This window comes from Paraburkholderia sp. BL23I1N1, from assembly GCF_003610295.1.
Lineage (GTDB): Bacteria > Pseudomonadota > Gammaproteobacteria > Burkholderiales > Burkholderiaceae > Paraburkholderia.
On sequence record NZ_RAPV01000001.1, the window covers coordinates 6,463,752 to 6,487,937 of the forward strand.

At 62.3% G+C, this 24,186-nt stretch carries 20 protein-coding genes and 1 pseudogene; 10 read left to right on the forward strand and 11 right to left on the reverse strand.

Annotation, left to right across the window (positions count from 1 at the left end; all coding sequences use genetic code 11):
- Window positions 1–2 precede the first annotated feature (2 nt).
- Window positions 3–1,571 carry an efflux transporter outer membrane subunit gene (locus tag B0G76_RS30235; protein ID WP_120295724.1) on the reverse strand — a complete coding sequence of 523 codons (1,569 nt, stop codon included), beginning with the start codon at window positions 1,569–1,571 and terminating at the stop codon, window positions 3–5.
- A 50-nt stretch (window positions 1,572–1,621) separates the two neighbouring features.
- Window positions 1,622–1,924: an EF-hand domain-containing protein gene (locus B0G76_RS30240; protein WP_120295725.1), complete on the reverse strand. Its 303-nt coding sequence runs from the start codon at window positions 1,922–1,924 to the stop codon at window positions 1,622–1,624.
- Window positions 1,925–2,352: 428 nt separating this feature from the next.
- Between B0G76_RS30240 and B0G76_RS30245 the strand changes: the two genes are divergently transcribed.
- Entirely contained in the window at window positions 2,353–2,676 is a 324-nt protein-coding gene (locus B0G76_RS30245) for a hypothetical protein (protein WP_120295726.1), read from the forward strand.
- Window positions 2,677–2,721: 45 nt separating this feature from the next.
- On the opposite strand, the gene B0G76_RS30250 is transcribed toward B0G76_RS30245, so the two are convergent.
- Window positions 2,722–4,458, reverse strand: coding sequence for an alpha-amylase family glycosyl hydrolase (locus tag B0G76_RS30250; RefSeq protein WP_120295727.1), 1,737 nt, complete (start codon window positions 4,456–4,458; stop codon window positions 2,722–2,724).
- 460 nt (window positions 4,459–4,918) lie between these two features.
- Here B0G76_RS30250 and B0G76_RS30255 point away from each other — a divergent pair, with 460 nt between their 5' ends.
- Window positions 4,919–5,164, forward strand: coding sequence for a hypothetical protein (locus tag B0G76_RS30255; protein WP_120295728.1), 246 nt, complete (start codon window positions 4,919–4,921; stop codon window positions 5,162–5,164).
- A 15-nt stretch (window positions 5,165–5,179) separates the two neighbouring features.
- On the opposite strand, the gene B0G76_RS30260 is transcribed toward B0G76_RS30255, so the two are convergent.
- On the reverse strand, window positions 5,180–6,484 hold the full coding sequence (locus tag B0G76_RS30260) for an arsenic transporter (RefSeq protein WP_120295729.1): 1,305 nt from the start codon (window positions 6,482–6,484) through the stop codon (window positions 5,180–5,182).
- A 217-nt stretch (window positions 6,485–6,701) separates the two neighbouring features.
- Here B0G76_RS30260 and B0G76_RS30265 point away from each other — a divergent pair, with 217 nt between their 5' ends.
- The 5 genes from B0G76_RS30265 (at window position 6,702) to B0G76_RS30285 (ending at window position 10,282) form a co-directional block, all read left to right on the forward strand.
- The gene (locus tag B0G76_RS30265; protein ID WP_120295730.1) at window positions 6,702–7,256 is read left to right on the forward strand and encodes a cytochrome b; all 555 of its coding nucleotides are present in this window, start codon (window positions 6,702–6,704) and stop codon (window positions 7,254–7,256) included.
- Window positions 7,257–7,385: 129 nt separating this feature from the next.
- Entirely contained in the window at window positions 7,386–7,949 is a 564-nt protein-coding gene (locus B0G76_RS30270; RefSeq protein WP_120295731.1) for a YceI family protein, read from the forward strand.
- Between the two features lie 68 nt (window positions 7,950–8,017).
- Entirely contained in the window at window positions 8,018–8,596 is a 579-nt protein-coding gene (locus tag B0G76_RS30275; RefSeq protein WP_120295732.1) for a YceI family protein, read from the forward strand.
- A 446-nt stretch (window positions 8,597–9,042) separates the two neighbouring features.
- Entirely contained in the window at window positions 9,043–9,348 is a 306-nt protein-coding gene (locus B0G76_RS30280) for a helix-turn-helix domain-containing protein (protein ID WP_120295733.1), read from the forward strand.
- A 208-nt stretch (window positions 9,349–9,556) separates the two neighbouring features.
- Window positions 9,557–10,282 (forward strand): DeoR/GlpR family DNA-binding transcription regulator, encoded by a 726-nt coding sequence (locus tag B0G76_RS30285; protein ID WP_120295734.1) that lies wholly within the window; start codon window positions 9,557–9,559, stop codon window positions 10,280–10,282.
- 47 nt (window positions 10,283–10,329) lie between these two features.
- On the opposite strand, the gene B0G76_RS30290 is transcribed toward B0G76_RS30285, so the two are convergent.
- The 7 genes and pseudogenes from B0G76_RS30290 to deoC form a co-directional block, all read right to left on the reverse strand.
- Window positions 10,330–11,388: an ABC transporter permease gene (locus B0G76_RS30290; protein ID WP_120295735.1), complete on the reverse strand. Its 1,059-nt coding sequence runs from the start codon at window positions 11,386–11,388 to the stop codon at window positions 10,330–10,332.
- Between the two features lie 14 nt (window positions 11,389–11,402).
- The gene (locus B0G76_RS30295; RefSeq protein WP_120295736.1) at window positions 11,403–12,971 is read right to left on the reverse strand and encodes a sugar ABC transporter ATP-binding protein; all 1,569 of its coding nucleotides are present in this window, start codon (window positions 12,969–12,971) and stop codon (window positions 11,403–11,405) included.
- A gap of 1 nt (window position 12,972) precedes the next feature.
- Window positions 12,973–13,977, reverse strand: a complete 1,005-nt coding sequence (locus tag B0G76_RS30300; protein ID WP_120295737.1) for an autoinducer 2 ABC transporter substrate-binding protein — start codon at window positions 13,975–13,977, stop codon at window positions 12,973–12,975.
- A gap of 112 nt (window positions 13,978–14,089) precedes the next feature.
- Window positions 14,090–15,205, reverse strand: a complete 1,116-nt coding sequence (locus B0G76_RS30305) for an ABC transporter permease (protein ID WP_120295738.1) — start codon at window positions 15,203–15,205, stop codon at window positions 14,090–14,092.
- A 33-nt stretch (window positions 15,206–15,238) separates the two neighbouring features.
- Window positions 15,239–16,213, reverse strand: a complete 975-nt coding sequence (rbsK, locus tag B0G76_RS30310) for a ribokinase (protein ID WP_120295739.1) — start codon at window positions 16,211–16,213, stop codon at window positions 15,239–15,241.
- Between the two features lie 179 nt (window positions 16,214–16,392).
- A pseudogene (locus B0G76_RS30315) lies at window positions 16,393–18,787 on the reverse strand (aldehyde dehydrogenase family protein).
- A gap of 16 nt (window positions 18,788–18,803) precedes the next feature.
- The gene (gene deoC / locus B0G76_RS30320; RefSeq protein ID WP_120295740.1) at window positions 18,804–19,814 is read right to left on the reverse strand and encodes a deoxyribose-phosphate aldolase; all 1,011 of its coding nucleotides are present in this window, start codon (window positions 19,812–19,814) and stop codon (window positions 18,804–18,806) included.
- A gap of 251 nt (window positions 19,815–20,065) precedes the next feature.
- On the opposite strand from deoC, the gene B0G76_RS30325 reads away from it, so the two are divergent.
- The 3 genes from B0G76_RS30325 to B0G76_RS30335 all read left to right on the forward strand — a co-directional run bounded on the left by B0G76_RS30325 (window position 20,066) and on the right by B0G76_RS30335 (window position 23,998).
- Complete coding sequence (locus B0G76_RS30325; RefSeq protein WP_120295741.1) at window positions 20,066–21,736, forward strand: sugar ABC transporter ATP-binding protein; 1,671 nt, start codon at window positions 20,066–20,068, stop codon at window positions 21,734–21,736.
- On the forward strand, window positions 21,733–22,734 hold the full coding sequence (locus tag B0G76_RS30330) for an ABC transporter permease (RefSeq protein WP_120295742.1): 1,002 nt from the start codon (window positions 21,733–21,735) through the stop codon (window positions 22,732–22,734). Before B0G76_RS30325 ends, B0G76_RS30330 begins: the two co-directional genes overlap by 4 nt.
- Before the next feature lie 118 nt (window positions 22,735–22,852).
- Complete coding sequence (locus B0G76_RS30335) at window positions 22,853–23,998, forward strand: substrate-binding domain-containing protein (protein ID WP_120295743.1); 1,146 nt, start codon at window positions 22,853–22,855, stop codon at window positions 23,996–23,998.
- Window positions 23,999–24,186: the final 188 nt, after the last annotated feature.

Genomic DNA, 24,186 nt, shown 5'->3' on the forward strand with positions numbered 1-24,186 from the left:
TGTCATTTCTCATTCTCGAGCCGGTCTCCACTGGTGCGCGCCAGCGCGGAATTCGCGGGCGGATTTAGCAACCGCCCCCAGTCCGTGCGCTGCGCCATCTGTTCGGCAATCTGTTCGCTCACCACCTGCTGCTCCTGCGCCACTTCCCATCCGCCACCCAATGCGCGATACAGCGACACCGCCGCGAGCGCGGCGATCCCCTGGTTCTGCGCGAGCGAGTCGCCGTCGCGCAACACCGAACGCGACGCATCGATCACCGTGTCGTACGTGACCGACCCGGCGCGATACTGGATATTGGCGAGCTTCAAAGCACGTTGCGACGCATCGGACGCACGCGACGACGCCGCCAGCGCATCGAGCGAGGTGCGCAGCGCGGCAATGGCGTCCTCCACTTCTCTCTGCGCTTGCAGGACCGTATTCTGATAGTCGAGCACGGCTTCCTCGAAAGCGGCGTCCTGAATCCGCACGGCGTTTTTTAACTGGCCGCGATTGAAGATCGGCACCGTAACCCCCACCGAAAAGAGGCCGATCGTCTTGCTGCCCCATTGCGTCAGTCCGATACCATGCTGTTCACCCGACGAAAGCCCGAACAGTCCCGTCAACGATAGCGACGGGTACAGCTTCGCCTTGGCCGCGCCGATCAGCGCCGATTGCGCCGCGGCATTGAGCGCGGCCTGGCGCACATCGGGACGGCGGCGCAACAGATCGGCGGGAATCCCGACATCGATCTGCGTCGGCGGCACGGGAATCGCCGTGCTGCCTTTGAGCTGCGCATCGACGGCGTCGGGTGGATCGGCGAGCAGCACCGCGAGCGTGTCGCGGTCTTGCGCGCGTGCCTTGATGAGCGGCGGAATCGCCGCCTCGGTTTCGGCCACCAGCGTGGCGGCCTGTTCGACATCGAGCTGGGTCGACGCGCCGCGTTTGTAGCGCGCCTGGGTCAGCGTGAGACTCTGCTGCACCGCCTTCAGATTCTGCTGCGCTACGACGATACGCTGCTCGAGCGCGCGCAGATCTATGTACGCATTGGCGACATCGGCGAACAGCGACACGAGCGAGTTGTCATAGGCGGCTTCCGACACACGCAGTTGTGCGCGGTCCGACTCGATCTGCCGGCGGTACTTGCCCCAGAAGTCGATTTCCCAGCCGACGTTCGCCCGCAGATGCTCGGCCCACAGATGCGCCGGCGGAATGGGACCGACGCCGCTCGTATTGATATGGTCCGCGCCGGCTGAGACGCTGCCCGATTGCGGCAGCAGATTCTCCGCACTGGTCGCGAGTTGCGCGCGCGCCTTGAAAATGTGCAGACCCGCCACTTGCAGCGACAGGTTGCGCTCATACGCGCGCTGTTCCAGCGCGCTCAACACCGGATCGTTGAACGCGGTCCACCAGGCCGCCTCTGCGGCGGGCGCGATCTGTGCCTGTTCAGGCAAGCTCTCGAGCCACTGGTTTTCCAGCGTCACGTCCGGCTGTTTGAAGTCGGGCCCGACTGTCACGCAACCTGACAGCGCCACGCTCATCGACACAATCAGCGCGCAGGCGAAGGTCAGGCGGCAGGACGGGGCAGGTTTCATCGCGCATTGAAGCGTCAAAAATCCTACGATCCCGCCGATGCCCGCGCGGCTCAGTGCGCTGCCCCGCGTTCCTGCATGAATGCCGCGATCTGCGGCAGCGTGATGTAGCCCGCTTTCTGCGTGTCGATTTCATCGAAATGCTTCGCGACCATCGGCATGCCGGCTGCCGCCTGTTCCTTGGTGAGCTTGCCGTCGTGCGTGGTGTTGGCATTTGCAAAGCGCGATTGCAACTGCTGCGCCATGCGTTCCATGCGTTCCATGCGTTGAGGATTGGCGCCCTGCGGTGCAGCTGTTTGGGCGAACGTGACGGCGGATGCACAGCACAGCAGCACAACGGCGATCAACTTTTTCATGACTGACTCCTTGGATCAAGCCATCGTGCGTCGCCTGCAAACCGCCGCGATCCGTTCGATGACAGGCCGAATTCTTGAGGAAACGCCGCCGGATGGCAATGTCGGAATCATGTCGCCATGTGTCATGTTTTTCGTGGCGTCCGCATGACAGGCACGCGCGCTGTCGCAACAACCCAGCATGTGCTTCATACACCCGCAGGTTTATTCCCCGGCTCGCTTTCACGCGACATCAAATGAAATAAGTTCGCGCTGCCGTTTCGAACGCGGTTTGCGTATCTTTCGTCTGCCGGCGCTGCAAGCACCCAAACGCCACTAGCGCCACAAGCGCCCCGACGGTTCGGCAAAGTTATCAAGCAATCCGAACCATCCGCCCGAGCTTCTTCACCGGAGAACGCGCCGCGCCGTTCAAAACGTCTCAGGAGTATCAAGTGAGTATTCGTCTCGTCTGCGCCTCTACTTTCACCGCCCTCGGTCTCGCCTGTTCGTCGACGGCGTTCGCCCGAGTGGTCGTCTATATGCCCGCTGCCGTCGTCTACGCGCCGCCGCCCCGCCCCGTTTATTACTACGCGCCGGTCAATCCGGTCTATGTGGTGGCGCCCCCGCCGGTTCCTGCACCCGTTCCCGTTGTTGTTCCTGTCGCGCCCGGCACGCCCGTACCGCTGCCCCCGAAACCCGTGACCGCGTACTCGACGGTCGTGCTGCCCGCGCCTGTCGTCACTTACGCGCAGCCTGTGCTGGTGGTGCCGCGGTAACGAGGCCACTGTGGTGCTAACGCGTTGGATCAGACTACCTTGCCGCTAGCTGCCGGCGGCAGCGAGCCAGACATACGCGGAACGAGGAAGCAAGGACTGTGTGACGGTGCCGTCGGCGGCCACGAACAGATTCGGGGCCGTCGCACCGACGGCGATCTGGCTGGTCAACACGCTCCCCGCGGGCAGGCCCGGCGCAAAATGCGCCGTCTGCGTGTCCGTATCCGATGTGTTGATTACAACAATGGCCGTTGAACCAGCATAGGACATGCTGTACGCAAGAATGCCTGGTGAATTCCCGTTGTCCTGAAGAATGGCCGGCGTGCCACGCGAGAACACTTTGTACTGCTTGCGCAGCGCGCTGAGTTGCGCAATGAACCGGTACATCGGCGCACTGGTGTCGAAGTGATCCTTGCCGCCCGACGCGTAACCCGCGGCGAACATGGAAGCGCGCTGCACGGAGAACTGTTGCCCGGTGCCGTAATAGATCACTGGAATGCCCGGCAGCGTCATCAGGAGAACGAGACCCTGTTGCAGACCCGCCAGCGAGCCGGCGGAGAGAAAGCGGTTGACGTCGTGATTGTCGAGAAAAGTCGGCATCAGATACGGCCGCTTGAACACCTGCATCATGTCGCGGATGCGGTAGCTCAGTTCGGCTGCGGGATGCCCGTTCTCCAGCACGTCGACCAGGGTGTAGTAAAGCGTGTAGTTGAGCATGGCCGGCAGGATGTCGTTGCCGTTGGCGTCGCTCATGTACGTCTGGATCTTCTTCGAAATCGTGTCGTCGTAGGCGGCGTCCTGGCCTTGTCCTTCGCCGAACGCATGAAATGCCGTGCGGCCGGTGGATTGGGCGACCTGGAAGATGCCGGGCGCGGCCGTCTCGGTCGAGTTCATGAAGTCGCTGAAAAAGGTTTGCGGTACGTAAAACGCGGTATCGATGCGAAACGCGTCGACACCGACGGTCTTGATCCAGTAGCCGTAACTGCTACGCAATGCCGTACGTACCACCGGATTCCCGGTGTTCAGATCGTCGAGGCCGAATAGCTGGTAGTTGAACAACTGATTCTGATCCTGGAAGTTGCTGATGTCCGGCGTCCAGTGATAGATCGCCGCGGCCTGCTGCGCGGGATCGGTTGGATCGTCCTCGTTGAACGGCGCCTGGGTGGGCGCGGTAACCGGCACCGAACCGGCGTTGCGGATCCAGAATTGCGCGGGATTGTTCGCATTCCAGCCGCCCTGGTATGCGAAGAAATCGCCGGTGTGATTGACCACGATGTCCTGAATCAGATACATGCCCGCTTTATGCAAGGCACTCGAGAGTTGCTGATAGTCACCGACCGAACCCATATGGCGGTCCACCTGCGTGAAGTCCGCGGCCCAGTAGCCGTGGTAGCCGCCGTAATTGACGAGCGGGTCCCACCACTGGTTCGCGACCGGCGGCGTCAACCATACGGCGGTGGCGCCCAGGCCCTGGATATAGGCGATTTTCTGCTGGATGCCGCGAATATCACCGCCACTGTATTTCGATTCCATGGTCGGGTCGAATTCGCCGGCGCCCTGATTGTCGTTGCTCGTGTCACCGTCGTTGAAGCGGTCGGTCAGCACGAAATAGATGATCTGGTCCTGCCATTGCGGCGACGGCGCGTTCAGGAGCAAGGCATTGTCCGCGGCCATCGAATCGACCGATGAATTGCAACCAGTCAGTAACAGTAACGGCACGAACGACAGCACGAATGCCGCCCCGAGCACGGCAGCACGACGACAAACCGGAAGGAAGGGTTTCATGCGATGCGCTCCGTTCTTTTTTTTTGCTTTGGAGAAGCTTGAGGCGAGGCTGGGACGAATCTGAAACGCGGCTAAATCGGGCCAGGCTAAAGCGGGCCAAAACAGGCGGTCGGGCACGGCACGGCGACCGATCGGTAGCTTGTGTTCTACGCCACGATTCTTACAGGCAGAGATGCAAAATCTGCTCGCTTTCTTTGGCGCTTCGCTATGTTGCGCCACGTTCCTCCCTGTATTGGCGGATTGAAACAGGAAGAGGGTTTGTCTGCGCCAAAGACCTTCCTGCCTGGAAGGTGCCGATATATCAGACAAATACCGGGCGTTTGAAGGCTCGATACCCACTCAACATAGCGGCGCGCGGCACGGCTCTTGCTGAAATCTGTACCAACGTCAGGCGTGTCCAATAGTTGGACATATCCGTCCAGCCGACGTCGGCTACCCACCTCTTCTTCAGGAACGTTAGATGAGCTACCAGGACATAGACAAAGAGATTGCCCATTTTGAACACGTATTCAGGCTGATTTCCGCCAACGATCGTATTCCGTTGTCGTATTGGCGCAATCGGCTGGGCATGCTTCCTAAAACATTGCTGATGCCGTCACAGCGCGCACGCCTCGCACGGCTTGAAGCCGCGCTGCGCAAACTCGAGCAGTCCGCGCAAAAACTGATGGCCGAGCGGCCCATGCGGGCGACGGGCACCCGGGCATGACGCAGGCGGTGAGGATCAGGAAGTCAGAATCCGCGCGGCAAGCGCCAGCGCAAGGGCCGGCAGCATCACCACGACCCCGACTTTCAGAAACGTCATAAAGCTCACGTCCTCGCCTTCGCGGCGAATTGCGTTGAGCCAGAGGATCGTGGCGAGCGAACCGGTGATAGACAGGTTCGGACCCAGATCGACACCGATCAGGAACGCATCGATCACCCGCTCCGGGCTATGCGCCTGCGTCACGGTCGAACTGGCAATCAGCCCCGCCGGCAGGTTGTTCATCAGATTGCTGCCGATCGCGATAGCGCTGCCTGCCCAGCCGGCCGTCGCGAGTTCACTGTGTTGCGTCGCGTCTTGCCGCAGTTTGACGAATGTCCCGATGACGCCGGTGTGATCGAGCATTTCGACCAGCACGAACAAGGCGGCGACCAGCGGCAGCACGCTCCACGATATCTCCTGGATCATCGGCAGCGGCGATTTGCGCTCCTGGATCAGCACGACCACGGCGGTCAGCGCGCCGAGTATCGCGGTGGGCAGGCCGAGCGGGACATCGAAGGCGGAAACCGTCAGCAGCACAGCGGCGGTCACCGCAATACCCACCAGCGCAACACGCCCGCTCGACGACAACTCGAGCGGCTCGAGATTGGCCTCGCAGGTGCCGGCGAGCGCTTCGCGCTGGGTCCAGCGCAACAGCACGTAGGTCGCAACGATCGACAGCAGCGAAGGCAGCGTGAAGCGCATCAGCCAGGCGCCAAGCGCGGGCGTGTGATTGCCGTACAACACGATGTTGGCCGGGTTTGAAATCGGCAGCACGAAGCTCGCGGCATTCGCGATGAACGCGCAGACAAAGAGGAAAGGCAACGGATGCGTCTTCGCTTTTTTGGCGGCGGCGAATACCGCCGGCGTGAGGACGACCGCGGTGGCGTCGTTGGACAGGAAGGCAGTGATCACCACGCCGACCAGATAGACGAGCAGAAAGAGCCTTCTCGGCGAGCCCTTGGCGTGGTTGACCGCGAAGACGGCGACCCAGTCGAACAGGCCTTCGCGCCGCCCGACTTCCGATAACAGCATCATGCCGAACAGGAAGAGGTAAACGTCCATGCCTTTGCCGGCTGCCTCGATGGCCAGATCGACGGGAAGCAGGTCCAGCGACACGAGTAATAACGCGCCGGCGACGGCCCACACGGCCTCGGGCCATTTGAACGGACGGGTGATAACGCCGGCCGTGGCGGCGATGGCGATACCCCAGGATAAAAAAAATGGAATGCACGAAGTGGGTCCTAAATTCTGATTGTGCGCGAGCGCGGTCGTGGAGCGCAGCATAACCCATGACCGGAATGCAGCCGGAAATGGGTCGCAAACTGCGTGCCACGCAACATTCACGCCGCCGCACGCGCTCATTTCATCCCCATTAGCGTCATGGCTAGAACAATCTGTTCTCTTCTCCGCGTCTAGTCAGTCTTCATTGACATCCCTACCATCCGCTTTCACACGTGACATACCGTACGCGGCAGGCACCACGAATAGCGAGCATGAATCGATGAAACCCCGTCCCACAGATGTCGAGCATTACAGCGGCCCTGCCGTCGCCCTGCATTGGCTCATCGCATTGCTGATCATTTGCGGGTTCTATATCGGCTGGATCATGACCGATATTCCCGGCTTCACGCCCACCAAGCTGAAGTACTTTTCGTGGCACAAATGGATCGGCGTCACCGTCTTCATGCTGGCCGTGGCCCGCGTGCTGTGGCGCGCCACGCACCGCGCACCGGCGCTCGATAGCGCTACGCCCACGTGGCAGAAGGCTGCCGCCCATCTCGTGCATGGCGTGCTCTACCTTCTGATGCTGGCGATTCCGCTGTCCGGCTACTTCTATAGCTCGGCCGCGGGCATTCAGGTGGTGTACCTCGGCATTGTGCCGCTGCCCACCTTCATCGGCCCGGACCAGGCGCTCAAGGCGAGCCTGCGCACGGTCCACATACTGCTCAATTACACGCTGCTGGTACTCGTTGCGATGCATGTCCTCGCGGCGCTCAAGCATCAATTTGTCGACCGCGACGGATTACTCGCGCGGATGATTCCGTTCCTCAGATAGCACACGAATAACACACGAGTAATAGGCGCGTAGCAGGCGAATCGCAGGTCATTGGCTACAGCCTGTTGGCAATTTAATTCCCAGCGGTGTGCAATTCGCGCGCGCGGGTTCGATAGGATGCGTACCACTATGAAATCAAACTTTTATCACGCCACGCTGGCCGGCATCGCCGCCCTCTCATTCTTCGGTGCAGGCCTTGCGCACGCCGATTTCGACACGAGCAAAAGTAGCGTTGTCGCTACAACGAAACAGATGAACGTGCCGGTGGACGGCAAGTTCAAAAAGTTCTCGGCGCAACTGAATTTCGATCCGGCCAAGCCGACCGCCGGCAGCGCCAACGTGTCGATCGACACCGGCAGCTACGACCTCGGCGCGGACGACTACAACAAGCAGGCTCAAGGCAAGGAATGGTTCGACAGCGCGACCTATCCGGCCGCCACGTTCGTCTCGAGCGCGATCGCGCCGGCCGGCGGCAATCAGTACAAGATCACCGGCAAGCTCACCATCAAGGGCAAATCGCAGACCGTGGTGGTGCCGGTCACCATCGCCAGCCAGGGCAGCACACAAACCTTCGACGGCACCTTGCCGATCAAACGCTCGCAGTTCGATGTCGGCACGGGCGAATGGAAAGACACGTCGGTTGTTGCCGACGAAGTCGTCATCAAATTTCATATCGTCGCTTCGAAGAAGTGACGAGACACACTAAAGCGGCGCAGCACTTTTCGAAGCGTCGCCGCACTTTCTGAAACCTGGAGAATCACTTGAAGAAACAACTTTTGCTCGCCGCAGGCGCACTGACCGCCGCCATGTCGTTCAACGCAATGGCCGCCGTGACGTATCAACTCGACCCGATGCACACCTACCCGAGCTTCGAGACCGACCACTTCGGTGGCCTGTCGACCTGGCGCGGCAAGTTCACGAAGAGCAGCGGCACCGTGGTGCTGGATCGCGCGGCGAAGACCGGCACGGTCGACGTGACGATCGACATGAGCTCGGTGGATATCGGCAACAACAAGCTCGACGCGGAACTGGTCACGGACAAGTTCTTCGATGCCACCAAATACCCGAGCGCGACCTACAAGGGTACGCAGATCCGCTTCGACGGCGACAAGCCGGTGGAAGTGATCGGCACGCTGACCCTGCATGGCGTGACGAAGCCGGTCAACCTGAAGATCGAATCGTTCAACTGCGTGATGAACCCGATGATCAAGCGCGAAGTGTGCGGCACGGAATCGACCGCAACGTTCAATCGCGATGACTTCGGCGTCGACTTCGGCAAGACCTATGGCTTCAAGATGCTGACCACGTTGCATATTCAGGCTGAAGGCATCAAGCAGTAATAGTGAGTACCCTGCGGCTTGCGTCACGCGCTCGCGGCAGGCACGCGGTTGCGGCAACAGGTGGAAAATCCACCACGTTGCCGTGACCCGCTGTCCGCCTCCAGGCGCCAAATCGCGCCTTCGCTGAGCCGCCCGCCAGCGAACGGATCATCCACGCTTTCCGTATAACGGCCCCGTCTATCCATTCGACGTCATTGTCACATTGCCGCGCGTGATGCCCTATCTCGGCATCGGTCCCATCCGCGAACTCGGCAAAAAAACCCTTATAAGAAGCGCATAAGCAATTCATCGTTCCATCGTGCTACCTTTACGATGCACAAGGAGTTGCCTCATGGATTGCACCCTGCAAATATTCCTGGTCGATCACGACGTCATCGAGTTCCTGACGCAATCCATTGATACACAGGTCCGACAACTGAAGGCCCTTCAACCGCCAGAGGCTCATCATGCCCCGTCGGAACCAACTGACCCGTGAAGAGCAGAACGCCCTTCGCCGCGCTTTCTATGAACCGATCGGCCGGGGCGACATGACCATTCCTGAAGCCATGAAGGCGATGCGCAAGATGACGGGCCTGACTCAGGCGGAATTCGCCGCGCATCGGGGCGTCAGCCGCCGGGTCATTCAGGACATCGAACGCGGCACCGGAAATCCGACCGTCGACTCGCTCAACAGCGTTGCGAAGCTCTTCGGCCTGCAGGTCGGATTCGTCCCAATGAGGCGGAACGGACCCGCTTCTCCGAGCTCAAGCTAACAGCTATCGGATGGTTTCCGATTCCCCAGCAACACGCCTTTAGCCCTCGGGTTAAAGGCTTTTTTCTATTGCAGATGCGAAGCAGACCGCGTGTCCGGGCTCAAACCAAGGCTCAATCAGACTCGCCGCACCGAGCACCTCTTGTTATAATTCTTTCATCAACTCGAACAAAACATAACGCTCCTCCACATTGCGCGACAGGACCTCCATGCTGAAACCCGACCGCCTCCGCGCCCTCGCCGATGCGCTGGCCAAGCAGAGCGTGATGCGCCTGCGCGACGCCGCCAGCCTGCTGGACGTATCGGAAATGACTGTCCGGCGCGATATCGCGGGCAGTCCTGAGCGATTCACATATCTCGGCGGCTACATCGTCAGCGCGACCGACGTACCGAACAGCGCCGGCTATTCACTCGAAGAAGAGAAGGATCATTTCGCGCAGGCCAAGGCGGAAGCCTCCGCGATCGCCGCGAAGCTTGTTATCGACCACGAAACGATCTTCATCGATTGTGGCACGACGCTCACCACCCTCGCGCGCCTGATCCCGCTCGAGCGTCACGTCACCGTGGTCTGCTATTCGCTGAACGTGGCGGAGATTCTGCGGCGCAAGCCAAATGTGCGAATGATTCTGCTAGGCGGCGTCTACGTACCCTCTTCAGATTCGTTCGCGGGCGAAGAAAGTCTGGAGATGCTGCGTCGCATGGGAATCAACAAGGCGTTCATTTCGGCGGGCGGCGTGGATAGCGCACGCGGGGTCACGTGCTGGAATTTTCACGAAGTCGCGCTCAAACAGGCGGCCATGGCAAGTGCCGTCGAGCGCCATCTGGTCGTGGATCAGAGCAAGTTCGGCGTCGTCAAGGCGGTACGCTTCTCGCAGGTCGACGACTTCGATTCCATCATCACCGAGAAAGGCCAGGAGCTTCGCAAGCGCAAATGAATGCGCTGGCCGAGCGGCCAGCGCAGCCGGAGTTCAGCGTTCAGCGTTCAGCTTTTGCGCTGCAACGCGAACAACGTCCCGGCGATCAGAATGAACGCGCCGATAATCACCTTCTGCCAGGTGCTCGGCACGCCCACCAGAATCAGCACGCTATTGATCAGCGTAACCAGCACCACGCCGAGCAACGTGCCGGCCACCGTACCCGTGCCACCCGTAATGCGCGCGCCGCCCAGGATCACCGCGGCGATCACGTCGAGTTCCGAGCCCACCAGATCGAACGGATTCGCGAGCCGGTTGTTCGATACATGCAGAATGCCCGCAATGCCGGCGAGCATGCCGGTGTAACCGAACACGAACAGATGAATCGCGCGCAGGTTATAGCCGAGCCGCTCGGCGATCGCGAGGCTGCCGCCCATCGCATAGACACCGCGCCCCATCATGGTCCGGTTCAACAGCCACCACGTGACAACGGCGGCCGCCACCAGCGCCAGCACCGAAATCGGCAGCACAGCACGCAGGCCTTCATTGGTGTGATAGAAAAACAGCGGAATCCGGCCGAAGTGATCCATGCTGTGCGGAATGTTCATAAAGAACGTCGTGCCGATAAACGTCAACAGCAAGCCGCGATACAGATACTGCGTGCCGATCGTGACGATCAGCGAAGGCGCTTTCAATCGGTGCACCAGCAGGCCGTTGACGATGCCGAGCAACACGCCTCCGAGTGCGCCGGTGATCAGAATCAGCGCGAACGGCGCGTCCGGCCACCAGGCAAACACCGCCTTTGTGATGCCGTACATCGTCAGCGCCGCGATCGCCGTGAACGAGACGTCGATGCCGCCGGACGCCAGCACAACTAGCGTACCCAGCGCGAAAAGCGACATCGTGGTGGCCGAATGCAGCAGATCGAAGAGCGTCGCAAGCTGGAAGAACCGTGGGTTGATCGCGCCGACAATCAGGCACGTCGCCGCGATCAACGCGACTGTGAACCATTCGGGATTGCGCGCGAGCCTGGCCCGCAAAGTGGGCGGCTTGACCTCGGGTGCGACTTCGACAACGGTCGGGGTGGTCATGGTCTGGTTCATGCGCGATTGGATCCGCGAGTTCATGGGTATCGACGTCCTTATGCGGCTTCCGAAAGCAACGCGTGATACAGATCGGCTTCGCTCAACGTGTCGGCCCGATATTCGTTGGCCACACGCCCCTTCTTCATCATCAGGATGCGATCGCAGTTCTGCAGCAGTTCAGGCAGGTCGTCGCTAATCAGAATGATGCCAATGCCGCGTTGCGACAGGCGCTGCATGATGCGGTAGATGATGTCCTTCGATCCGACGTCGACGCCGACCGTCGGTCCATGCAGAATCAGCACGCGCGGATCGATGGCGAGCCAGCGGCCGATCAGCACGCGCTGCTGGTTGCCGCCCGAAAGCGACTGCACGGGTTTGTCCACACTGGGCGTCGCGATCTGCAGTTCTTTCACCGTCTGTTCCGCAAGCGCCTGCGCGCGTGTGCGATCGATCTGGCCGAAGCGGTCCTTGAGGCTCGCGATCATCGCGGTAATCACGTTGTCGCGAATCGGCTTGTCGAGAAACAGCCCTTCGTTCAGGCGGTCTTCCGGCACGTAACCAATTCGATGCTGTTTCGCATACGAGGGCGTGCGCAATGAAATGGCCTTGCCGTCGAGCATCACCTGTCCCGCTTGCGCCGGTGCAACGCCCGCGAGGGCGCGTGCCAGTTCATTGCGCCCCGAGTCGAGCAGACCGGTAATGCCGAGAATTTCACCGCCATGCAGCGCGAAGGACACATCGCTGAACTGACCCGCGCGCGTGAAGCCGCGCACGTCGAGCACGACATCCTCGCCAACCGCGCCTTCACGATAGCGCTCGTTCGACAAATGACGTCCCGTCATCAGCTCGCTGATCTGCGCTTTGGTGAATTGCGCGATCGGTCCCTGCGCCATCTTCTGGCCGTCGCGCAGCACGATGACTTCGCCGCCGATCGCGTAGCACTCGTCGAGCTTGTGGCTCACGAACAGCACCGTCACGCCCTGCGCGCGCAGATTCGCGAGCACCGCAATCAGATTGTCGACTTCCTTTTGCGTGAGCGACGTGGTGGGTTCGTCCATGATGACGAACTTTGCCTCACTGGCAATCGCGCGAGCAATGGCGACGAGCTGACGCGTGGCGAGCGGCAAGTGCTCGATCAGGGTCGCCTGAAATTCGGCGTCGCCGGGCAGGCCGACCGATTCCAGCGCGCGCGCCGCCGTGCGCGCGAGCAAACGCCGGTCGAACGTGCGCGCAAGCCTGCCTGCGTGCGTGGCCAGCTCGGCGGTGAGCGCGACATTCTCCGCCACGTTCATGTTGGGCAGCAGCGAGAGATCCTGATAAACCGTTTCGATTCCCGCTGCCAACGATTCAAGCGCGGAAAGCCGCGCATGTCGAACGCCTTCGATCACGAGTTCGCCTTCGTCGGGCGGCTGCGCGCCGGAGATGATCTTGATGAGCGTGCTCTTGCCGCAACCGTTCTCGCCGAGCAGGTGATAGATCTGACCGCGCTCGAACGAGAGGCTCACCCCGCGCAAGGCATGCACGCCGGTGAAGCGCTTGTGCACGCCGACAACCTGCAAAAACGGTTGCGGCGTGCCGGATCGCGCTGGCAGCGGTGACTGCCGTGAAGCTGCGTCTTGATTCATGTCAGAACGGATACTGCTTGTAGTTCGATTTGTCGACGTTCACCCAGCCCTGGCCGCGCACGATGATCCCCTTGCCCGGCCCCTTCGCGACCGTGACTTTCGTATAGCCCGGAATGCCGAGATCGGCGCCGTTCTCGACCGTCTTGCCATCGATCAGCATCTGCGCAACCTTATTCATCGCGATGCCCGCAAGCTTCGGATCCCAGAACGCAATGCCGTTGATCGCACCGCTCTCGAGGAACTTGCCTGCTTCAGTCGGCAGGCCCGTGCCGTAGACGCAGATCTTGCCCTGCATGCCGGCTTCTTCCACCGCACGGCCGATGCCGATCACGTCGAGCGAGGACGAGCCCTGGAAGCCCTTCAGGTCCGGATGCTTGCGCAGCACTTCCTTCGCGACTTCATAGGCGCGCTCGCCGTCGTTGTTGGTTTCGAGTTTCGGTTCGACCAGGTCCATCTTCGGATATTTGGCCTTGGCGTTGCCGATCCCGCCGTCAGCCCATTGCACCTGCGAGCGGCTGCCGAGCGAACCGACCAGCGCCACCCACTTGCCGTCGTCGTGCATGCACGAAGCGAGGCGTTCGTTCAGGCCGGCGCCGTAGGCCGTGTTGTCGAATGCTTCGATGTCGACCATCGTGTTCTTCGCGTTGTCGGCTTCATGGGTCACCACCTTGATGCCGCGATCCATCGCTTTCTTCAGCGCCGGTTCGAGCGTCGGCGGATCGTAGGGCACCACGGCAATCGCCGTGACCTTCTTCGCGATCAGGTCTTCGATAATCTTCAGTTGCTGTGCCGCGTCCGCGCGGCCTGGACCGGTCTGATACGCGTTCACGCCGGGGTTGTCTTTCGCGAACTGCTTGACGCCGTCGTCCATCCGGTTGAACCAGTTGATACCGGTCACCTTGACGACCGTGACGATCGTCTCGTTGGTGGCCGCGTGCGCAGCGGCAATCACGCCCACCGTCAGCGCGCCTGCTGCGAGCGCGGTACCCAGTCTAGTCAATTTCATGCGATGTCTCCTTTATGGTTCGATGTCGCCCCACTTCACTGTCACGGACAGCCAGGGCTCGTTGTCCGTCGCGTACTGAAACCTTGCTTGCGCCTCGCAGGTGCACGGCGCACTAACTCTTCGGCGCCGTGCTGGAACTCGCCGCACTGCCGCCACCTCGGCCACCTGCGCCACCTGCGCCACCTGCGCCACCTGCGCCACCTGCGCCGCCTCCACCGCCGAATCCGAAGATCGCGCGCACCCGCTCGCCGCCCGCGAATGCGAGCGACAGCAGCAACAGAAATCCCCACGCGCAGTCGCCGAAAAACTGCGATACGCCCAGCAGGTTGAACAGACTCGAGAGAAACTGCAGCACGGTTGCGGCAAAAAACACGCAGATGATGCGGCCGTGACCGCCTGCAGGATTCACACCGCCCATCACCGCGATCAGAATGGCGATCAGCAGATAGGAGTTCCCGTAGTCCCATTTCGCGCTGGACGTATGCGTCGCGCTGATCAGACCGGCCAGCGACGCCAGCACGCCGCACATCGCGTAGGTGGTGATCAGCATCCGCGCGCGTGGAATGCCGGCATAGAACGCGGCTTTGGGATTGGTGCCCATCAGGTAGAGACGCAGACCGAACGGGCTGCGCTTAAGCAGCCATCCCAGCACGATCACCGCAGCGATAAAGATGCAGAACGCGATCGGCACCTGAAACACGGTACCGTTACCGATATCCGACAACGGGTCGACATAGTCGACATGCACCGAAGCGCCATTGCTGAGCACCACCGCACAACCCGTGAAGAGCAGTTGCGTACCCAGTGTGCAGAGGATCGGCGTGAGCCGCAGGCGCGCGATGACCACACCGTTCAGGAGCCCGCCGAGCAACCCCGTCACCACGACGATCACGCAAAAGAGCGACGTGTAGAGCGCCGGCGAGTCCTCGCCATTGACGAAGCGCGGCACGACCAGCGCGGCGACCATGCCGGACAGATTCGCGAGCCCGACGCCCGACAGGTCGATCCCGCCGTTGCCCGACACCATCGACAACATGATGCCGAGTGCGAGCAGGCCGAGTTCGGGCAACTGTCCGCCCATCGACTGCAGGTTGTCTATATCGACGAATTGCCCGTGCGAGAGCCACGTCGCGACCAGCACGACGAGCACGTTGACGATCAGCAGAAAATTCAGTTGCCGGTCGCCGAACATTTTTCCGGCGTTTCCAGCGGTAAGCGAGGACTTCATGGTGAGCACGATCTCCTTAAGTCTTCGCGATGGTCAGGACAGCGGCGAGGATGCTGGGGACAGCTCGGTCGGCTGGCTCAACACGCGGTTCACTTCGTCGAGCGTCGGCATGGAAGGCGCCGTGCCCGGCCGCGTGACGGAAATGCCCGCGAGCGCGCAGCCGAAACGCAGTGCCGAGATGGCGTCGTCGCCGCGTGCGAGCGCTGCCGCGAAGCCGCCCGTGAAGCCGTCGCCCGCACCGGCGGTCTCCACCACGCGGCCGCAGCGATAAGCCGGCACCAGCACCGATTGGGTGGCCGAGTGCAGCAACGCGCCACCTTCTCCCAGCGTGACGATGACCGTGCCGACACCTTTGGCGAGCAGCACCTCGGCGGCTCGGCGCGCGTCGTCGGCATTCGCGATCGGCACGCCGGTGAGTGTGCTGGCTTCGGTTTCGTTGGGAGTGATGAAGTCGCACAACGGGAAGATAGCGTCGTCGAGCGGCATGGCGGGCGCCGGATTGAACACGGTGATGACGCCATGCCGACGCGCCACCTCCAGCCCGCGGCGCGCCGCCGCGAGCGGCTGTTCGAGTTGCGTGACGAACACGCGCGCGGCGGCGATGTCGGCTTCGATCGCGTCGACGTCGGCGGCATTCATCGTGCCGGCCGCGCCTGAAGCGACGATGATCGCGTTCATGCCGGTGTTGTCGTCGACGAAGATATGCGCGGCCCCCGTGGACACGCCCTCGATCACCGAGGCGCGCGCCGTGATGCCTTCAGCGGCCCACGTTGCGTGCGCAATCTCGCCGAACGCGTCGTTGCCGATGCGGGTGCAGAACACCACTTCGGCGCCGGCGCGCGCCGCGGCCACCGCCTGATTCGAACCCTTGCCTCCCGGCCCCATCGCGAACGCCGTGCCGGCGATCGTCTCGCCGATCTGCGGCATACGCCCGGCGCGAAACGTCAGGTCCGTGACGTAGATGCCGAGAATGACGACACGCCCGTTTCGTTGCGAGGACGTGTTCATTCGCGTTCTCCCTGAGACGCGTTCGTCAGGAAGCCTTCACGCGGGGCATGCGCTACGCGCAGCACCGTGGCATTCGATAGCAGAAATCGCAAACCCAGATTCTTCAGCACGTTGTCTCCTCCATTTTCTGGTTGGCGTGCATGTCGTTCCGACACCCGATCGGTCTGTCGGTCCGTCGGTCAGTCTCCGTAAGGTATCCAGATGTTCTTCACCTGCACGGCCTGACGCAGAAACGGCCGGCCTTCGCTCGCACGGTCGAACCAGTCGAACTGGCGGCCGTGATCGACAAAGGTGCGTTTCAGATTGCCGATCGACTCGCGCTCGACCAGCGTCGAATCCGCTGCATGGCCAAAACACCAGACGGCGTCGACATCGTCGTGTTTGGCAAGCGCCGGCAGCAGCGCGCCACGCTCCCCTGTGACGATGTTCAGCACGCCGCCCGGCACATCCGACGTCTCGGCCACCTGGTAAAAGTCAGTCACCGTGAGCGGACACGCGGCGCTCGGCAACACCACCACGCGATTGCCCATTGCCAGCGCGGGCGCCGCCAACGAGACGAAGCCGAGCAACGGCGCTTCGTCCGGACAGGCAATGCCGATCACGCCGAGCGGCTCGTGCATCGCGAGGGCGACGCCGCGCAGCGGCGGCGTATGCACCGCGCCGTCGAACTTGTCGGCCCACGCCGCGTAAGTGAACAGCCGCGCTACCGCCGCTTCGACTTCCGCATGCGCCGCCGCTTCCGTCGCCCCGTTTCTGATCACCAGTTGCCGCGCGAACTCGTCCGCCCGAACGGCCAGGTTCTCCGCGAGATAGAACAGCACCTGGGCGCGGTTATGCGTGCTCGCCTGCGACCATTTCTGCGCCGCGCGCGCCGCTTCGACCGCGTTACGAATGTCCTTGCGGTTCCCCTCGCCCACTTCACCCACCAGCGTCCCATCCGGCGCGTGAACCGGCAACGCGTAGCCGCTGTCCGGACGCACCTGCTTGCCGCCGATAAAGAGCTTCGCGGTGCGATCGATCAGCGTGACATTCGACAACGGATCACGCTTGCCGGCGCTTGCTGCCGGCTCAGCGCGTGCGGCCCGACGGACGGGAAGATTGAGCCAGGCGCGCGGTTTCAGATATTCGTAGATGCCCTCACGACCGCCTTCGCGACCATAGCCCGACTCGCGATAACCCCCGAAGCCGACCGCCGCATCGAACAGATTGGTCGCGTTGATCCACACCACGCCGCATTGAAGGCGCGGCGCGATATCGAGCGCGCGGCCAATAGTTTCGCTCCATACGCTCGCAGCGAGCCCGTAGCGCGAATTATTGGCGAGCGCAATCGCTTCGTCCGGCGTGCGAAAGCTCATCGTGACCAGCACCGGTCCGAAGATTTCTTCCTGCGCCAGAATGGAAGCCGGCGCCACGCCGGTGACGAGTGTGGGCGGATAGAAACAGCCGCCCGCGGGCATCGCCGTATCGGGCGACTGCCACACCGCGCAGCCTTCGCGCCGTCCGGTTTCCACCAGCGCCTCGATGCGTTCGAGCTGCACCGGATCGACGATCGCGCCGATATCGATACTCTTATCGAGCGACGTGCCGACGCGCAGCGTGTCCATGCGGCGCTTCAGCTTCGCGATGAAGCGCGCTTCGATCCCCTCCTGCACGAGCAGGCGCGAACCCGCACAGCACACCTGTCCCTGGTTGAACCATATCGCGTCGACAACACCCTCGACGGCGCCATCGAGATCCGCGTCGTCGAACACGATGAAGGGCGACTTACCGCCGAGTTCGAGCGTCAGCGATTTGCCCGTGCCGGCCGTGGCCGCACGGATCAGGCGGCCCACTTCCGTCGACCCCGTGAACGCGATCTTGTCCACCTGCTGATGCTCGACGAGCGCGGCGCCCGTGCGGCCGTCGCCCGTCACGACGTTCAGCACACCTGCCGGCAAGCCGGCTCGATGGGCCAGTTCGGCAAACAGCAACGCAGTGAGCGGCGTGTATTCGGCCGGCTTCAACACGACGCAGTTACCCGTCGCAATCGCCGGTGCGATTTTCCATGCGAGCATCAGCAGCGGAAAATTCCACGGCACGATCTGCCCGACCACACCGAGCGGCGCGTAATCGGCGAATTCGCTCTCCTGCAACTGCGCCCACCCCGCGTGATGCAGGAAATGCCGTGCCACGAGCGGCACGTCGATATCGCGCGTTTCGCGAATCGGCTTGCCGTTGTCGAGCGCTTCGAGCACGGCAAAAAAGCCGGCTATGACGCTGGACCATCCGTGCGAGCGCATACAGATGCCGCGCCCGCCCGGCGCCACCAAGCGCGAGCCAGCCCGGCTGCGCGGCGCGCGCCGCGGCCACCGCCGCGTCGACATCGGCCGCGTCGCCCTGGGCGATCCCGGCGAGCCGCTCGCCCGTGGCGGGTGCGTGCGAGACGAAGCGCTCACCGGCGGCCGGCGCGTGCCATGCACCGCCGATGAAATGCCCGAAGCCCGACTCGTGCTGCGCGAGCCACGCGCGCGCGGGTTGATCGTCCTCGGGTGCGGGACCGTACTCCATCGATGAAAAATACTCAGCTACGCTCATGGGATCGGTCTTCTGTTCAGGCTACGGGGTGACGGTTGAAAGCGGAGTAACGACCGCTCACGTGATGTTCGAGCTGGCGCTCGATATCGGCCAGCAGGCTCGATGCGCCGACCCGGAACAGATCCGGCTCAAGCCATGGGCGGCCGAGTTCCTCCTTCATGAGGATCTGATAGGACAGCACGGATTTCGCAGTCGACACACCGCCCGCCGGCTTGAAGCCGATCGGCACGCCGGTGCGCTCCTGGTACTCGCGGATCATGCGCACCATCACCAGCGAGACATCCAGTGTGGCGTTGACGCCTTCCTTGCCGGTGGACGTCTTGATGAAGTCAGCGCCGGCCATCATGCAGACCATCGAGGCGCGCGCCACATTGGAGAGCGTGCGGATGTCGCCGGTTGCCAGAATCGCCTTCAGGTGCGCCGGGCCGCAGGCCGCGCGGAACTCGCGCACTTCGTCGTAAAGCGCCTGCCAGTTGCCGGTCAGCACGTACTCTCGCGTGACCACAATGTCGATTTCCTGTGCGCCGTCCGCGACCGAGGCCTCGATCTCTTTCAGCTTCAGCGGATGCGGAATCAGCCCGGCGGGAAATCCTGTCGATACCGCGGCGACCGGAATGCCGCTGCCCTGCAGCGCATCCACCGCCGCCGCAACAAAGCGGTGATACACGCAGACCGCGCCCGTTGTGATGCCGCGCGGCGCGACGCCGAGCGCTTCGAGCAGATCGGCCCGCACGGGTTGACGCGCTTTCGCGCAAAGGCGCCGCACGCGCCCCTCGGTGTCGTCGCCGTTCAGCGTGGTGAGGTCGATGCAGGTGACGGCCTTCAGGAGCCACGCCGCCTGCGCATCCTTCTTGACGCTGCGGCGCGTCCCGAGCGTGGCCGTGCGCCGCTCCACGGCGGACTGGTTGACGCGCAAGCCGTCCAGCCAGGACGCGTCGAACGGCATGCCCGGATTACGAACCGGATGGACGAGCGGGCCGCCGCGCAGCGCAACGACCGAAGAAGACAGCACAGGGGCTTCAGGCATAAGACATCCAGAAATTTGACGCGACGCACAACAGCCGCCGACACGTTGTTCCCACTTATGCTACAACGATTGATAGAATCATAACAAGCATCACGATTCAATCATGACATAAATAGACATCAGGTACCACCAAGAGCCAGAAATGTTATTGACGCACCATATTCATGATGCGAAGATCACAACACGGTTTCGATCGTCAGTGCACTACAAAGAGAAAAAATTTCGTCGTATCGACGCAGGAGACATGCCAGATGAGTGAGCCGGTTGCGGTCGCGGCCGCGTCATCGCCTCAGGTTCCATTGATCCGTGTTGCGGGCGTCACCAAGCGATTTGGTGGCGTGCAGGCGCTGCGCGGCGTGAGCCTCGACGTGTTGCCCGGCGAAGTCCATGCCTTGCTCGGCGAAAACGGCGCGGGCAAATCCACGCTGATCAAGATACTCAGCGGCGTTCACGCCTACGACGACGGCGTCATCGAGATCGCCGGCCAGCAAGTGGCGTTCGACTCGCCGGCACGATCGCGTGAAGCCGGTGTTGCGGTGGTCTACCAGGATTTGAGCCTGGTCGAATCGCTGTCGGTCGGGGCCAATCTGATGCTGGGGCGCGAGCCCCGCACGCGTCTCGGTTTCGTGAAGAACCGGCAACTGATGGCGACCGTCAGCGAATTCCTCCGCTCGCACGGCATCCCGCTCGACCCGCGCACCCCGGTCGGCGCGCTGCCGTTCGCGTACCGGCAAATGACCGAAATCTGCAAGGCGCTGATGGGCGACGTGCGGGTGCTGATCCTCGACGAACCCACCTCGGCGCTGACGGGCGGCGAAGAGCAGATCCTGTTCGACGCGATTCGCGCGGTCACGGATCGCGGCGTCGGCGTGATCTATGTGACGCATCGTCTGAACGAGGTGTTCCGGATTTCGCAGCGCGTCACCGTATTTCGCGACGGAGCCAATGCCGGTGTGTTCCAGACCGCGCAGACCGATATGAAGCAACTGGTCGCGGCGATCGTCGGCCCCGGTCATGCCGCTATGCAGGCGCGGGAGCGGGAGCGGATGGCTGCCGGCGTTCGGGATGACGGCTCTGCCGTCGAGCGGCAAACCCTGGCGACGTTCCATGCCGCCGCTGCGCCCATGCTCAAGTTATCGGACGTTAGCAATGACAGGCTTCGCCACGTCGACCTCATGATTCGCCGCGGCGAGATTCACGGGCTCGCGGGATTGATCGGCAGCGGGCGCACGGAAGTGCTGCAAACCATTTTTGGCATTCGCAAAATCGAGTCGGGCGCGATCGTGATAGACGGTCAATCCCGCGCGCGGATGACGCCTGCCGAAGCCATCCGGCTCGGCATGGCGCTGGTGCCCGAAGATCGTCATCTTGAAGGGCTCGTCCTCGATCATTCGATCGAACGCAACCTGACCTTGCCGCGGCTGCCGCGATTTTCCCGTTGGGGCTGGATGCGCGGCCAGGCGGCCGTCAACCAGGCGAAACGCTCGATGAAGGAGCTGGCCGTCAAGGCACCCGGCTCATCGACCGCGGTCAAGTTTTTGTCCGGCGGCAATCAGCAGAAAGTGGTCTTTGCGAAGTGGAATCACCCGCGCCCCAAAATTCTTCTGCTTGACGAACCGACGGTCGGCGTCGACGTCGGCGCGCGCGAGGAGATCTACGGCGTGATTCATGACGCCGCGCGCGCGGGCACCGGCGTGCTCGTCGTGTCCTCGGACCTCGATGAACTTTTGCGCCTGTGCGGCCGGATTTCGATCGTCGCGGACGGCGCTATCGTCAAGACCGTCGAGCGCGACGATCTCGCCAACGCCGAAGCGCTTCACCACCTGATCCAACTGTCCCGTTCTTCTATCGAGTCTCCTGGTCCCTCAGGGGGACCTTCTTCTTCTGGACGGGAGACTTCCTCCTCGGCGCACGCAATATGAACGATTCTGTCTCTCCTCTGACCGCCGAACGGCAGGCATCGCCACCGCGCAAGAGCCGTATGCGCCGCATCGCGCAACTCCTGCTGCAAGGCGACCGGCCCTATGCGCTCTACGGCGCGTTCGCGATCCTGCTAGTGGTGTTCAGCTTCGCCTCGCCCTGGTTTCTATCCGTCGACAACTTCCTGAATATCGGCCGGCAAACCGCACTCGTGTCGATCGTCGCCATCGGCATGACCTTCGTGATCATCGCCCGGCAGATCGATCTGTCGGTGGGCTCGACCTTGGCGCTGTCCGGCATGTCCGCGGCGCTCGCCATGGCGTATGTCGGCGACAACTGGATCATCGGCGCGATTGCCGGTATCGGCACCGGCGCGATCGTGGGCGCGATCAACGGGGTCGTGACCACGCGGCTGAACATTCCCTCGTTCCTGGTGACGCTCGGCACCTTGAGCGCCGCGCGCGGACTCGCGCTGATGGTGACGACCACGAGGCCCGAGATCATCACCAACGACTCGTTCATCGCGATCTTCGGCGAGGGCGACATTGCCGGCGTGCCGGTGCCGATCATCTGGACGGTGCTGACCGTGATCGCGGGCATCCTGCTGCTTCACTACAGCGTGTTCGGCCGGCAGATCTATGCGGCCGGCGGCAATCCGACGGCGGCGCTCTACTCCGGTATCAACACGCGACGCGTGACCACCCTCGCCTTCATTCTTACCGGCATGCTGGCCGGCCTCGCCGCGCTCGTGCTCTCCGCGCGCTCGCATGCGGCGCGGCCCGACGTCGTGCAAGGCATGGAGCTCGATGTGATCGCTTCGGTGACGCTCGGCGGCTGCAGTCTGTTCGGCGGCCGCGGCTTCGTGCTCGGCACGCTGCTCGGCAGTCTCATCATCGGCACGCTCAATAACGGGCTGGTCCTGCTCGGCGTCAGCTCGTCGCTGCAGCTGGTGATCAAGGGGGCCATCATCGTCGCGGCTGTGGCCTTTACCAGGAAATGACTCAGGAAGTGACCCAGTAAGTAACGCGGCACGTCGATCACGCATCAGCTCACGCGCCCGCGTTGTTCGTGAATGGCAGGAGACGTAACACAAACATGAAGACCAACGGAGAAGAATCATGAAACATCGTCGTGGCTCAGTAGGTGTTCTACCCACTCTTATTGCGGCGGCCGCCGTTGTGATGCTGGCCTCGCCGGGCGTCTACGCGCAATGCGTCACCAGTCTGCCGGCCGGTTCGATCGGACCGAAGACGATTGTCGGGCAAGGGCCGAACGGCGAAAAAGCAGCCTCGGTGGATGCCGTGAAGCTGAGCGACGCCGACATCGCCAAAATCAAGGCCGGCAAATTCAAGGTCGGCATTTCGATGCAGACCATGAATCTCGACTGGTCGCAATTGCAGGTGCAAGGCATCACGGATACGCTCAAAAAATACGGCGTGGAAGTGATCGGCACGGCTTCGGCGGAATACCAGGTCGACAAGCAGATCGCGGATATCGAGAACACTATCCAGCGCCACCCGGACGGGATCATTTCCATTCCGGTCGATGGAACGGCAACGGCCGCCACGTACAAGAAAGTGTCCGAGGCCGGGATCAAACTCGTGTTCATGGACAACGTGCCGACCGGCTTGAAACATCCTGAGCAATACGCGTCGATGATTTCCGCCGACAGCGAAGGCAATGGCCAGATCGCGGCGAAAGTGCTCTCCTCGTGCGTCCCGAAGGGCGCCACGATCGGGCTCGTGAATTTCGGCGTGGATTACTTCAGCACGACGGAACGCACCAAGGCCGTCAATGACTGGATCAAGAAAAATCGTCCGGACATCAAGGTCAAACAGGTCGCCTTTACGGACCCGTCGAAAGTGGGGCAGATCGCGGGCGATTTCCTCACCGGGAATCCGGACGTCAAGGGGCTGTTCGCGGTCTGGGATCAACCGGCGCTCGACACGCTGACGTCGATGCGCGCACAAGGTGTGAATATTCCCGTCACGACAGTCGATCTGGGCCTTCAGTCAGCGATTGAAATTGCCAAGGGCGGACCGCTCAAGGCAACCGGCTCACAACGCCCGTACGATCAAGGCGTGGCCGAGGCCATGGCAATGATGAAGGCGCTGATCGGCCAGACACCGCCGGCGTGGATCGGCGTGCAGTCTTTGCCGGTGGTTCAGTCGAACGTGCTCGAGTCGTATAAGACGGTGTTCAAGAAAGACCCGCCGCCTCAGCTTGCCGACGCCTGCAAGAAGGCCAAACCGGCTTGCGGGTGATGCTTAAGATAACGTCCGGCGCGGATAACCCGGACGAAGCGCATGCATCCGGGCGCCAGCCGACGCCCTGATGAGCGTGGCCGTTTGTGCCCCCCCGAAGCCGCGACACCTTGCCCGGCGGAGCAAGGTAAAATTACGGCTTGACGCCCGGCGCAGCAAGCCATCAGACAGGGCAACGGCCGCGCACA

Bases quoted from the DNA above. Each gene is read 5' to 3' on its own strand.
- deoC (WP_120295740.1), bottom strand. From the start codon at position 19,814: ATGCCTGAAGCCCCTGTGCTGTCTTCTTCGGTCGTTGCGCTGCGCGGC.
- B0G76_RS30270 (WP_120295731.1), top strand. From the start codon at position 7,386: ATGAAATCAAACTTTTATCACGCCACGCTGGCCGGCATCGCCGCCCTC.
- B0G76_RS30325 (WP_120295741.1), top strand. From the start codon at position 20,066: ATGAGTGAGCCGGTTGCGGTCGCGGCCGCGTCATCGCCTCAGGTTCCA.
- B0G76_RS30255 (WP_120295728.1), top strand. From the start codon at position 4,919: ATGAGCTACCAGGACATAGACAAAGAGATTGCCCATTTTGAACACGTA.
- B0G76_RS30330 (WP_120295742.1), top strand. From the start codon at position 21,733: ATGAACGATTCTGTCTCTCCTCTGACCGCCGAACGGCAGGCATCGCCA.
- B0G76_RS30285 (WP_120295734.1), top strand. From the start codon at position 9,557: ATGCTGAAACCCGACCGCCTCCGCGCCCTCGCCGATGCGCTGGCCAAG.
- B0G76_RS30280 (WP_120295733.1), top strand. From the start codon at position 9,043: ATGCCCCGTCGGAACCAACTGACCCGTGAAGAGCAGAACGCCCTTCGC.
- B0G76_RS30260 (WP_120295729.1), bottom strand. From the start codon at position 6,484: ATGCTGCGCTCCACGACCGCGCTCGCGCACAATCAGAATTTAGGACCC.
- B0G76_RS30240 (WP_120295725.1), bottom strand. From the start codon at position 1,924: ATGAAAAAGTTGATCGCCGTTGTGCTGCTGTGCTGTGCATCCGCCGTC.
- B0G76_RS30300 (WP_120295737.1), bottom strand. From the start codon at position 13,977: ATGAAATTGACTAGACTGGGTACCGCGCTCGCAGCAGGCGCGCTGACG.
- B0G76_RS30235 (WP_120295724.1), bottom strand. From the start codon at position 1,571: ATGAAACCTGCCCCGTCCTGCCGCCTGACCTTCGCCTGCGCGCTGATT.
- B0G76_RS30305 (WP_120295738.1), bottom strand. From the start codon at position 15,205: ATGAAGTCCTCGCTTACCGCTGGAAACGCCGGAAAAATGTTCGGCGAC.
- B0G76_RS30265 (WP_120295730.1), top strand. From the start codon at position 6,702: ATGAAACCCCGTCCCACAGATGTCGAGCATTACAGCGGCCCTGCCGTC.
- B0G76_RS30335 (WP_120295743.1), top strand. From the start codon at position 22,853: ATGAAACATCGTCGTGGCTCAGTAGGTGTTCTACCCACTCTTATTGCG.
- B0G76_RS30250 (WP_120295727.1), bottom strand. From the start codon at position 4,458: ATGAAACCCTTCCTTCCGGTTTGTCGTCGTGCTGCCGTGCTCGGGGCG.
- B0G76_RS30295 (WP_120295736.1), bottom strand. From the start codon at position 12,971: ATGAATCAAGACGCAGCTTCACGGCAGTCACCGCTGCCAGCGCGATCC.
- rbsK (WP_120295739.1), bottom strand. From the start codon at position 16,213: ATGAACACGTCCTCGCAACGAAACGGGCGTGTCGTCATTCTCGGCATC.
- B0G76_RS30290 (WP_120295735.1), bottom strand. From the start codon at position 11,388: ATGAACTCGCGGATCCAATCGCGCATGAACCAGACCATGACCACCCCG.